Source organism: Streptococcus mitis (assembly GCF_002096815.1).
Taxonomy (GTDB): Bacteria; Bacillota; Bacilli; order Lactobacillales; family Streptococcaceae; genus Streptococcus; species Streptococcus mitis_AD.
On record NZ_NCVJ01000021.1, the window covers coordinates 74,368 to 86,295 of the forward strand.

The 11,928-nt window shown below is 43.0% G+C and carries 11 protein-coding genes; 8 read left to right on the forward strand and 3 right to left on the reverse strand.

What is annotated here, in order from left to right; all coding sequences use genetic code 11:
* Positions 1–359 precede the first annotated feature (359 nt).
* The 8 genes from pnp (at position 360) to dtd (ending at position 10,091) form a co-directional block, all read left to right on the forward strand.
* Complete coding sequence (pnp, locus tag B7696_RS07075) at positions 360–2,573, forward strand: polyribonucleotide nucleotidyltransferase (RefSeq protein ID WP_084862961.1); 2,214 nt, start codon at positions 360–362, stop codon at positions 2,571–2,573.
* Between the two features lie 15 nt (positions 2,574–2,588).
* A complete protein-coding gene (cysE, locus tag B7696_RS07080; protein WP_023947868.1) occupies positions 2,589–3,206 on the forward strand; it encodes a serine O-acetyltransferase in 618 nt (205 codons plus the stop codon).
* Between the two features lie 216 nt (positions 3,207–3,422).
* Complete coding sequence (gene cysS / locus B7696_RS07090; protein ID WP_084862964.1) at positions 3,423–4,766, forward strand: cysteine--tRNA ligase; 1,344 nt, start codon at positions 3,423–3,425, stop codon at positions 4,764–4,766.
* Positions 4,759–5,145 carry a Mini-ribonuclease 3 gene (locus B7696_RS07095; protein ID WP_000567927.1) on the forward strand — a complete coding sequence of 129 codons (387 nt, stop codon included), beginning with the start codon at positions 4,759–4,761 and terminating at the stop codon, positions 5,143–5,145. Before cysS ends, B7696_RS07095 begins: the two co-directional genes overlap by 8 nt.
* A gap of 3 nt (positions 5,146–5,148) precedes the next feature.
* On the forward strand, positions 5,149–6,018 hold the full coding sequence (locus B7696_RS07100; protein WP_084862965.1) for a helix-turn-helix domain-containing protein: 870 nt from the start codon (positions 5,149–5,151) through the stop codon (positions 6,016–6,018).
* 112 nt (positions 6,019–6,130) lie between these two features.
* Positions 6,131–7,261 (forward strand): ABC transporter ATP-binding protein, encoded by a 1,131-nt coding sequence (locus B7696_RS07105; RefSeq protein ID WP_084862968.1) that lies wholly within the window; start codon positions 6,131–6,133, stop codon positions 7,259–7,261.
* Between the two features lie 134 nt (positions 7,262–7,395).
* Positions 7,396–9,618, forward strand: coding sequence for a RelA/SpoT family protein (locus tag B7696_RS07110; protein ID WP_084862970.1), 2,223 nt, complete (start codon positions 7,396–7,398; stop codon positions 9,616–9,618).
* A gap of 29 nt (positions 9,619–9,647) precedes the next feature.
* A complete protein-coding gene (dtd, locus tag B7696_RS07115; RefSeq protein ID WP_042751579.1) occupies positions 9,648–10,091 on the forward strand; it encodes a D-aminoacyl-tRNA deacylase in 444 nt (147 codons plus the stop codon).
* A gap of 38 nt (positions 10,092–10,129) precedes the next feature.
* Here the strand turns inward: dtd and B7696_RS07120 are convergent, their stop codons facing one another.
* The 3 genes from B7696_RS07120 to B7696_RS07130 all read right to left on the reverse strand — a co-directional run bounded on the left by B7696_RS07120 (position 10,130) and on the right by B7696_RS07130 (position 11,812).
* Complete coding sequence (locus B7696_RS07120; RefSeq protein ID WP_084862972.1) at positions 10,130–10,543, reverse strand: hypothetical protein; 414 nt, start codon at positions 10,541–10,543, stop codon at positions 10,130–10,132.
* 18 nt (positions 10,544–10,561) lie between these two features.
* Positions 10,562–10,975 carry a hypothetical protein gene (locus B7696_RS07125; RefSeq protein ID WP_020902425.1) on the reverse strand — a complete coding sequence of 138 codons (414 nt, stop codon included), beginning with the start codon at positions 10,973–10,975 and terminating at the stop codon, positions 10,562–10,564.
* Positions 10,976–11,104: 129 nt separating this feature from the next.
* Complete coding sequence (locus B7696_RS07130) at positions 11,105–11,812, reverse strand: nicotinamide mononucleotide transporter (protein ID WP_000749110.1); 708 nt, start codon at positions 11,810–11,812, stop codon at positions 11,105–11,107.
* Positions 11,813–11,928 lie beyond the last annotated feature (116 nt).

Consider the following 11,928-nt stretch of genomic DNA (forward strand, 5'->3'; position numbering starts at 1 on the left):
CTGTACGTACTTGATACAAAGATGAGGGTATAAACAGATTTTTAACTATTCAAATCTGCTATAAAAAGGAAAAATACTAAAGAATAATATTTTTAAACTTTTCAAAGTATCTAAATAGTTGAACACGGGCTAAATCCCTAGTGAAAAAGATAGATTTCCTAGTGTGCATCGCACACTGCGTCAATCGAATGCTATCTTGTATAATTGAACCCGGCCGAAAAGCTGTGTAAAAAAGATAAACTGTCTTGTCTTCATCGAAGACTTCGTCAGTTTCCTATTTTTACTTTGCTTTTGACGTCCTTAGTATCTTGATCTTTGTAGGCAAGGCGTATAATTTCATCAATCCAAAGGGGATTAAAATGACAAAACAAGTGTTTCAAACGACTTTTGCGGGTCGTGAGTTAATTGTAGAGACTGGTCAGGTTGCTAAGCAGGCAAATGGCTCTGTTGTTGTACGTTACGGTGAGTCAACTGTCTTGACTGCTGCCGTTATGTCTAAGAAAATGGCAACTGGAGATTTCTTCCCTCTTCAAGTCAACTATGAAGAAAAAATGTATGCAGCTGGGAAGTTTCCTGGTGGCTTTATGAAACGAGAAGGACGTCCTTCAACAGATGCGACTTTGACAGCGCGTTTGATTGACCGTCCAATCCGTCCAATGTTTGCGGAAGGTTTCCGTAATGAAGTGCAAGTCATCAATACCGTGCTTTCTTATGATGAAAATGCCTCTGCACCAATGGCAGCTATGTTTGGTTCATCTTTGGCGCTTTCTATCTCAGATATTCCATTTGACGGACCAATCGCTGGGGTACAGGTGGGCTATGTAGATGGCCAAATCATCATAAATCCTAGTCAAGAACAAGCAGAGCGTTCGCTTCTTGAATTGACAGTAGCTGGTACCAAACACGCTATCAACATGGTTGAGTCTGGTGCCAAAGAATTGTCAGAAGAAATCATGTTGGAAGCCCTTCTTAAAGGGCATGAAGCAGTCAAAGAATTGATTGCCTTCCAAGAAGAAATCGTTGCGGCAGTCGGTAAGGAAAAAGCAGAAGTAGAATTGCTTCATGTAGATGCTGAATTGCAAGCTGAAATCATCGCAGCCTACAACAGCGACCTCCAAAAAGCGGTTCAAGTAGAAGAAAAATTGGCTCGTGAAGCTGCGACTCAAGCAGTTAAAGACCAAGTAACTGCTGTTTACGAAGAAAAATATGCAGACTACGAAGAATTTGACCGTATCATGCGTGATGTGGCTGAAATCTTGGAACAGATGGAACACGCTGAAGTGCGCCGTTTGATCACAGAAGACAAGGTGCGTCCTGATGGGCGTAAGGTCGATGAAATCCGTCCTTTGGATGCGGTTGTTGACTTCCTTCCTCGTGTGCACGGTTCAGGTCTCTTCACGCGTGGGCAAACTCAGGCCCTTTCTGTCTTGACCTTGGCTCCGATGGGGGAAACTCAAATCATCGATGGTTTGGATCCTGAGTACAAGAAACGCTTTATGCACCACTATAACTTCCCTCAATACTCTGTAGGGGAAACAGGTCGTTACGGTGCGCCAGGTCGTCGTGAAATTGGTCACGGTGCCCTTGGTGAGCGTGCTCTTGCTCAAGTCTTGCCAAGTTTGGAAGAATTCCCATATGCTATCCGCTTGGTAGCTGAGGTCTTGGAATCAAATGGTTCTTCATCTCAAGCTTCTATCTGTGCGGGAACGCTTGCACTTATGGCTGGGGGTGTGCCAATCAAGGCGCCAGTAGCAGGGATTGCCATGGGTCTCATCTCAGATGGAAACAACTACACAGTCTTGACAGATATCCAAGGTTTGGAAGACCACTTTGGAGACATGGACTTTAAGGTTGCAGGAACTCGTGACGGGATTACAGCCCTACAAATGGATATCAAGATTCAAGGAATCACTGCAGAAATCTTGACTGAGGCTCTTGCCCAGGCCAAGAAAGCGCGTTTTGAAATACTTGATGTGATTGAAGCAACCATTCCAGAAGTTCGTCCAGAATTGGCTCCAACTGCTCCGAAAATTGATACCATCAAGATTGATGTTGACAAGATTAAGATTGTCATCGGTAAGGGTGGAGAAACCATCGACAAGATTATCGCTGAAACAGGCGTTAAGATTGATATCGACGAAGAAGGAAATGTGTCTATCTACTCTAGCGACCAAGATGCCATCAACCGTGCCAAAGAAATTATTGCTGGTTTGGTTCGTGAAGCCAAAGTGGATGAAGTTTACCGTGCTAAAGTCGTTCGTATCGAGAAATTTGGTGCCTTTGTTAACCTCTTTGACAAGACGGATGCCCTTGTTCATATCTCTGAGATGGCTTGGACGCGTACCAATAATGTCGAAGACTTGGTAGCAATCGGGGATGAAGTTGATGTTAAGGTTATCAAGATTGATGAAAAAGGACGTGTGGATGCTTCTATGAAAGCTCTTCTACCTCGTCCTCCAAAACCTGAACGTGATGAAAAAGGTGAAAAATCAGAGCGTCCTCACCGCTCACGTCATCACAAGGACCACAAACCTAAGAAAGAATTTACAGAAACACCAAAAGATTCAGAATAAGAAAAGGAGAAATGTATGGGATGGTGGCGAGAAACCATTGATATCGTAAAAGAAAATGATCCAGCGGCCCGCACCACTTTGGAGGTTTTGCTGACTTATCCAGGTGTCAAGGCCTTGGCGGCCCACCGTCTCTCGCATTTTCTCTGGAAGCATGGCTTCAAACTCCTGGCTCGTATGCACAGTCAGTTCTGGCGCTTTTGGACTCAGATTGAGATTCATCCAGGCGCCCAGATTGATTCAGGTGTCTTTATCGACCATGGCTCTGGTTTGGTGATTGGGGAGACAGCTATTCTTGAAAAAGGTGTTCTCCTTTATCACGGAGTGACTCTTGGGGGAACAGGGAAAGACTGTGGCAAACGCCATCCAACCGTTCGCAAAGGAGCGCTTATATCTGCTCATGCCCAAGTTATCGGACCAGTGGAAATCGGCGAAAATGCTAAGGTCGGTGCAGCAGCAGTTGTCGTGGCAGACGTACCTAGTGATGTGACGGTTGTCGGTATTCCGGCCAAGATTGTCCGTGTACATGGTAAGAAGGATGAGCCGGTCATTCACGAAGTTGAAGAAAAACGAGAGTATTACGTCAATAAACTAGAGCAGGCTAAAGAAGCTAGCCACAGATCGTCTGGGCTGTAAGATATTTCAATCTTTTAAAAGGTGATATGCGGCTGAGTAGGTCGTAAAGTAAAAGGGCGACTGTCAGCCCTTTTCTTACATTTATTTGATTCTTCTTTTATTTTTAGAAAGGAGCAAGGGATTCCGAAGTGTAGAGATATTCGGACTGAAATTTAATTGAACTCTTAGTGATGAAACTAAGTGTTCTTGGATTTTGGCTTTCCTGACTATTATTTTATGATTAAAATCTATGACACCATGTCTCGTGATTTGCGAGAATTTGTCCCAATCGAGGACAGCAAGGTCAAGATGTATGTTTGTGGGCCAACCGTGTACAACTATATCCACGTGGGGAATGCCCGCTCAACAGTAGCTTTTGATACGGTTCGTCGCTATTTTGAGTACCGTGGGTATGAGGTTGCCTATATTTCCAATTTTACAGATGTAGATGATAAGATTATCAACCGTGCCAAGGAGGAGGGCATCACGCCTCAGGAGGTTGCGGACAAGTACATCGCTGCCTTTCGTGAGGATGTGACGGCCTTGGGCGTGAAACCTGCGACTCGCCACCCTCGTGTGGTGGAGTTTATGGCTGACATCATCCGCTTTGTGGAAGACTTGATTGAAAAAGGCTTTGCCTACGAGAGTCAAGGAGATGTCTATTTCCGTGTGGAAAAATCTCACAACTATGCCAAGTTGGCCAATAAAACCTTGGAAGACTTGGAGCTGGGTGCTTCAGGTCGTACCGATGAAGAAACAGCTCGTAAGGAAAATCCTGTAGACTTTGCCCTCTGGAAATCTGCCAAATCAGGCGAGATTTCTTGGGACAGTCCTTGGGGACCTGGTCGTCCAGGCTGGCACATCGAGTGTTCAGTCATGTCGACAGAGATTTTGGGCGACACCATTGATATTCACGGTGGTGGAGCTGACCTAGAGTTTCCTCACCATACCAATGAAATTGCCCAGTCAGAAGCCAAAACAGGTAAGACATTTGCCAACTACTGGATGCACAATGGCTTTGTCAATATCGATAATGTCAAGATGTCCAAGTCCTTGGGTAACTTTATCACCGTACATGATGCCCTTAAAACTCTTGATGGGCAAGTGCTTCGATTCTTCTTTGCGACACAACATTACCGTAAGCCTATCAACTTTACGGAAAAGGCAGTGCGTGATGCAGAGACCAATCTCAAGTATCTGAAAAACACCTATGAGCAACCATTTACTGGAACTGTAGATGCTCAAGAGTTACAGGCCTTTAAAGATAAGTTTGTAGCTGCTATGGATGAGGATTTCAACTCTGCCAACGGTATTACAGTAGTCTTTGAAATGGCCAAATGGATCAATTCAGGCAACTATGATACAAGTGTCAAGCAAGCTCTTGCAGATATGTTGGAAGTCTTTGGAATTGTCTTTATTGAGGAAGTTTTGGACGCTGAGATCGAATCCTTGATTCAAAAACGCCAAGAAGCGCGTGCCAATCGTGACTTTGCGACAGCGGACCAGATCCGTGACCAATTGGCTGCTCAAGGGATTAAACTCCTTGACACCAAGGATGGAGTGAGGTGGACACGTGATTGATGTCAATCTCATTAACGGAATTGCGTTAGCTTTTGAAGGAGATGCGGTGTATTCTATGTATATTCGCCGTCACCTCATTCTTAAAGGCATGACCAAGCCCAATAAACTCCACCAAGAAGCGACCAAGTATGTGTCGGCCAAAGCTCAGGCTCGTTTGATTTCCCTCATGTTGGAGGAGCAGGTCCTAACGGAAAAAGAAGAAGAAATCTACAAACGTGGTCGCAATACCAATAGTCACACCAAGGCCAAAAATGCTGATGTGGTGACTTACCGTATGTCCACAGGTTTTGAAGCAGTCATGGGCTATCTCCATATGACTGAAAATCTGGAACGTCTTGAGAGCTTGATTTCGTGGTGCATCCAAAAAGTGGAAGGCTAGGACATGATGGCAAAAGAATTACAAGACTGGTTTCCTGAGGCTCAGATTTCAGACCAACCAGTAGAGAAAGAGGGCTATCTCACTCTCCCTTTAGCTTCTCAGCAGTGGATTTTGCTGGAGGAAGCTAGGCTCAGCGAGCGTGAAAAGCAGTTGGTTGCCCTTTTAACCCAGCAGGAGCAGGCTCGTTCGCTCAATCCTTGGTATTCTTATCTGGTTGAGGGGAAGGGACAGGCACCACAAGCTTTTAAAAAGATTCAGTTGGTTTATTGTCATCTTTCCTATTTTCAGCAGGAAAATCTAGCCTCTTGGTTAGACATGATGCGAACTCTTTTTCCTAACTGTCAGACGGTGCTTCAGGTCGGAGCTCAGGATTATGTTTTCGTGCTTCAACAAGATAAGTACACCCCTGTACGAGCTATTTTAAGCGATACGATTGAAGCAGTTGAGTATGACTTTGGATTGCGTTTGTCAATCATGTTAGGTCAGGTTTGGTCTCAGACAGGACATCATGCCTTATCAGACTTAATCAAAGCGGAGCGCGATTTGTTCAAGACTTGGTGGCGTCAGGGTCACCAAGGTGTTCATACTTTTTCTCAGCTCTATCTTTGGAGTATAGGGGAAAGAATTGTGGACCTGGGAGTCATTAAAGAATGCCTGCACCAGATGATTTTGGACCAGGATCAGATTCAGGAAATCATTCTCTCCCTTTGGGAAAATAGTGCCGTTCTCACTAAAACAGCCCAGCAGCTCTATCTGCACCGTAATTCTCTCCAATACAAGATTGATAAATGGGAAGAATTGACAGGGCTTCAGTTGAAGGAATTGACTGACCTGACTCTGTGTTATCAATTGATTTTACCAGATATTCTCTAAAGTTTTGTGCAAGTTGCACAGAACTTTTTTATTTTTTTGGTCATCTTGCCATAGAAATGTAAAGCGTTTTCATATATAATAAAACTATCAAAAGACAAAAGGAGTTCACCTCATGGTAGAATTAAATCTTAAAAATATTTACAAAAAATATCCAAACAGCGAACACTACTCAGTTGAAGACTTCAACCTGGACATCAAAGACAAAGAATTTATCGTTTTCGTAGGTCCTTCAGGATGTGGTAAATCAACTACTCTTCGTATGATTGCTGGTCTTGAAGACATCACAGAAGGTACTGCATCTATCGATGGTGTGGTTGTCAACGACGTAGCTCCAAAAGACCGTGACATCGCCATGGTATTCCAAAACTACGCTCTTTACCCACACATGACTGTTTATGACAACATGGCTTTCGGTTTGAAATTGCGTAAATACAGCAAGGAAGACATCGACAAACGTGTGCAAGAAGCAGCTGCAATCCTTGGTTTGAAAGAATTCTTGGAACGTAAACCTGCTGACCTTTCAGGTGGTCAACGTCAACGTGTTGCCATGGGTCGTGCAATCGTCCGTGATGCAAAAGTGTTCTTGATGGACGAACCTTTGTCAAACTTGGATGCCAAACTTCGTGTATCAATGCGTGCTGAAATTGCGAAAATCCACCGTCGTATCGGAGCTACAACTATCTACGTAACTCACGACCAAACAGAAGCGATGACACTGGCAGACCGTATCGTTATCATGTCAGCAACTAAAAACCCTGCTGGTACAGGTACTATCGGACGTGTAGAACAAATCGGTACTCCTCAAGAAGTTTACAAAAACCCAGTTAATAAATTCGTAGCAGGCTTCATCGGAAGTCCAGCTATGAACTTCATCAATGTGAAATTGGTTGGTAGCGAAATTGTTTCTGACGGTTTCCGTTTGAAAGTTCCAGAAGGCGCATTGAAAGTTCTTCGTGAAAAAGGCTACGAAGGTAAAGAATTGATCTTCGGTATCCGTCCAGAAGACGTGAATGCAGAACCTGCTTTCCTTGAAACATTCCCAGAATCAGTTGTCAAAGCTACTATCTCAGTATCAGAATTGCTTGGTTCAGAATCTCACCTTTACTGCCAAGTTGGTAAAGATGAATTTGTTGCCAAAGTTGATGCTCGTGACTACTTGCAAACAGGTGCAACAGTTGAACTTGGATTTGACTTGAACAAAGCACACTTCTTCGATGTAGAAACTGAAAGAACGGTTTACTAAGATAAAAGAAACTTAAAACACTGCTAGAGAAATCTGGCAGTGTTTTTTGAGATGTGGATTGATTGAGAGGGAATTTTCTAGTTTTCATATTCTTAAAAAAGTGATAAAATGGTAGGAAGAATTGGAGAGTAGAGATGCCGAAAGAAGTGAATTTAACAGGCGAAGAAGTTGTCGCTTTAACCAAAGAATATTTAACGGAAGAGGATGTCCATTTTGTCCATAAGGCCTTGGTCTACGCGGTGGAATGCCATAGTGGTCAATATCGCAAATCAGGTGAGCCTTATATTATTCACCCTATCCAAGTGGCAGGTATTTTAGCCAAACTCAAGCTGGATGCTGTGACAGTAGCTTGTGGTTTCTTGCATGACGTGGTGGAAGATACAGATGCGACCTTGGATGATTTGGAAAGAGAGTTTGGTCCTGATGTGCGCGTGATTGTCGATGGAGTTACCAAGCTCGGTAAAGTTAAGTACAAGTCTCACGAGGAGCAGTTGGCTGAAAATCATCGCAAGATGCTCATGGCTATGTCTGAGGACATCCGTGTTATCTTGGTCAAACTGTCTGACCGCTTGCACAATATGCGGACGCTTAAACACCTCCGAAAAGACAAGCAGGAGCGCATTTCCAAAGAAACCATGGAAATTTATGCCCCACTTGCCCACCGTTTGGGGATTTCTAGCGTCAAATGGGAATTAGAAGACCTGTCTTTCCGTTATCTCAACCCAACGGAGTTTTACAAGATTACCCATATGATGAAGGAAAAACGCAGAGAGCGTGAAGCCTTAGTGGATGAGGTAGTTACAAAATTAGAGGAATATACGACGGATCGTCACTTGAAAGGGAAGATTTACGGTCGTCCTAAGCATATTTACTCGATTTTCCGCAAAATGCAGGATAAGAGAAAACGTTTTGAGGAAATCTATGACCTGATTGCCATTCGTTGTATTTTGGATACCCAAAGTGATGTTTATGCCATGCTTGGTTATGTGCATGAGCTTTGGAAACCTATGCCTGGTCGCTTTAAAGATTATATCGCTAACCGCAAGGCCAATGGTTATCAGTCTATCCATACGACTGTTTATGGACCAAAAGGGCCAATCGAATTCCAGATTCGGACCAAGGAAATGCACGAGGTCGCTGAGTACGGGGTTGCGGCTCACTGGGCTTATAAGAAAGGCATCAAGGGGCAGGTTAACAGCAAGGAATCTGCTATTGGGATGAACTGGATCAAGGAGATGATGGAGCTCCAAGATCAGGCTGATGATGCTAAGGAATTTGTGGATTCAGTTAAGGAAAACTATTTGGCTGAGGAGATTTACGTCTTTACCCCAGATGGAGCTGTCCGTTCCCTTCCAAAAGATTCAGGACCGATTGACTTTGCCTATGAAATCCATACAAAAGTTGGGGAGAAAGCGACGGGTGCCAAGGTCAATGGTCGTATGGTTCCACTGACAACTAAGCTCAAGACAGGGGATCAGGTTGAAATTGTCACCAACCCCAACTCCTTTGGGCCAAGCCGTGACTGGCTCAATATGGTCAAGACCAGCAAGGCGCGTAACAAGATTCGTCAGTTCTTTAAAAACCAAGACAAGGAATTATCTGTCAACAAGGGTCGTGAAATGCTGATGGCTCAGTTCCAAGAAAACGGCTATGTAGCTAATAAATTCATGGACAAGCGTCACATGGACCAAGTTTTGCAAAAGACTAGCTACAAGACAGAAGAATCCCTTTTTGCGGCCATTGGTTTTGGAGAAATCGGTGCTATTACCGTCTTTAACCGTCTGACTGAAAAGGAACGCCGTGAGGAAGAACGTGCCAAGGCCAAGGCTGAAGCAGAAGAACTTGTCAAAGGTGGCGAGATCAAGGTTGAAAATAAAGAAACCCTCAAGGTAAAGCATGAGGGTGGTGTGGTCATTGAAGGTGCATCAGGCCTCTTAGTGCGGATTGCTAAGTGTTGTAATCCTGTTCCTGGTGACGATATTGTTGGTTATATTACCAAGGGTCGTGGTGTAGCTATTCACCGTGTGGATTGTATGAACCTGCGTGCCCAAGAAAACTACGAGCAACGTCTCCTTGATGTGGAGTGGGAAGACCAGTACTCTAGCTCAAATAAGGAGTATATGGCTCATATCGATATTTATGGCCTCAACCGTACAGGACTGTTGAACGATGTACTGCAAGTTCTTTCAAACACAACCAAGAATATCTCAACAGTCAACGCTCAACCAACCAAGGATATGAAGTTTGCTAATATCCATGTGTCCTTTGGCATTGCCAATCTCTCGACGCTGACCACGGTCGTGGACAAGATTAAGAGTGTGCCAGAAGTTTATTCTGTCAAACGGACTAACGGTTAATTGTCCTAGCTCTTACTAGAAAGGCTATTATGAAAATCATTATCCAACGGGTTAAAAAAGCCCAAGTGACTATCGAAGGTCAGGTTCAGGGAAAAATCAATCAGGGGCTCCTATTGCTGGTTGGTGTTGGACCAGAGGACCAAGAGGAAGATTTGGACTATGCTGTGAGAAAGCTTGTCAACATGCGGATTTTTTCAGATGCAGAAGGCAAGATGAACCTGTCTGTCAAAGATATTGAAGGAGAAATCCTCTCTATTTCTCAGTTTACCCTCTTTGCGGATACTAAGAAAGGTAATCGTCCAGCCTTTACAGGTGCAGCCAAGCCTGATATGGCATCAGACTTCTATGATGCTTTCAATCAAAAATTAGCGCAAGAAGTACCCGTTCAGACAGGCATCTTTGGAGCGGATATGCAGGTTGAGCTGGTCAATGACGGACCAGTCACCATTATCCTTGATACTAAAAATAGATAAGAAAAACCAAGCCCAGTCGGCTTGGTTTTTCTTATCTATCATAAAATACTCCAAAATGAAATCTGTTTCTGATAGGTCTTGGGGAAATCTCTTTTCAGGCTTTGGCAGATGCGATAGGAAGGGACGAGATGTCCTAGGACGAGGAGAGTTCCCTGAAGGAAAAGTGGGATACCTCTTAAAAACAGCAAGGAGAGAATCATCAAGATATCCCATAAGAGGCTTTGTAAGGCAAAACGCCAGAATCTCGGTCTAATCTGGGAATAGAGGTGACTAAAGTGGTCACAAAGTTGGTTAGAAAGATAGGTCAATAGCACAGGATGAAAGAAAATGAGCCAACCGCTATAAATCAAAATCCAATCCCAAGTAAGCCCCTCTTTAAATGTCAAAAATGCCAGCATGATTCCATCAATGACAAGGAGTTGAATGCTTTTGATGAAGATGATTTTTTTCATGCTAAAACCTCCTTTTCCTTAGAGACACTCCCATAAAGAGATGTGTTTATCGTAAAAATCTGGATAGTGTTCTCTTAGGTAGTCAGCCGTCATATAATATAAAGTAGAATGGCAAGCAGTGATGATTGGCATAAGAGATGAAAAACGATGAGAACTAACGAAGGCTAAAAGGACAAAAAATAGAAAATCAATGGAGAGAACCCCTAAATAGTAGAAGCGAATCTTTTTATTGATTTGAGGATAAATCTCAGTGAATTGATGTTTGAGTTGGACAAGCAAGCGAAATAACAGGAGTCCTTGAGTAAGGAGGAAAATAAAACCAGAGAGCAAGAGCCGGTCGAAAGCTGTCTCGGGTCTAGTGCTAAAAAATGCAAATAGTAGCAAATCGATGACTGCAATTGCTATAAAATGGATTCTAAAGAGATTTTTCATAAGATGACCTCCCTCTTTTATCTAGCTTCATTCTACTCCAAAAGAATGGGAGTTACAAGTAAAATGATAAAAATAGCAGAAGGGAGATTCTCTTAAGTCGACTTGTTTTTTTATTTAAGTTTTCTTCTATTATCTTACTTCTTCATCATTCCAGACAAATAAAGCTCCGATTGCATTGAGGATATAGAAGATGTATTTTCCGATATTGGCAAAGTTTCCTTGAATACCAGCCTTTGTAAGCTGCACAAAATTGTAAATCAACCAAAAGCCCCACTGAGTTGTTAGTTTCAATGCGTTAAAAGCATTGGCAATGAGGGACAATGCAAAGGCAATAGTTGTTACGTAGGCAAGGAGATTCATCTTTCCTCCATAGCCGATATAGTTTGTCACAAAGGCAAAGAGGAAGGCGATGATTGAAATGATGATGGCCGCCAATTTTAGCTGTTTTTGGCTCATTTGGTTGGGTCTGCCTTCTTGCGAAGCTTCCCATTTCTTAATAGCAAAGGTATAAATGAGGAAGGTGACGGGATAGGTAATGATGGCTGCCTTATTTCCAAGGATATAATCAATAGCACCGGACAAAATGGTATTAACAATACCAAAGTAATTTCCCCATTTGCTTAATTTTCCCGTGAAACGAGTGGACAACATGGAAATCCCAACGTTGGTTACGGAAATCAATCCAAAGGGTACAAGAGCTGTCCATGGTCCCCAGTCTACAAATTTATCGAGGCGGGAGTTGAGGTAACCAGATGCAATTGCAATCCCAACGACCAAAGCAACCCCGAAGAGGTCAAACCATTTGGATGTCGCAAAAATTTTTAGTGATTTTTTCATATATTAAAATATCTTTCTTTTTTTTTAACAAATATTATACAACTAAATGAAAGTAAAATCAAATGATAGAAATAAAACCCTGAAAATAAAATTTTCAGGGGTGGTTGGGGTACTTG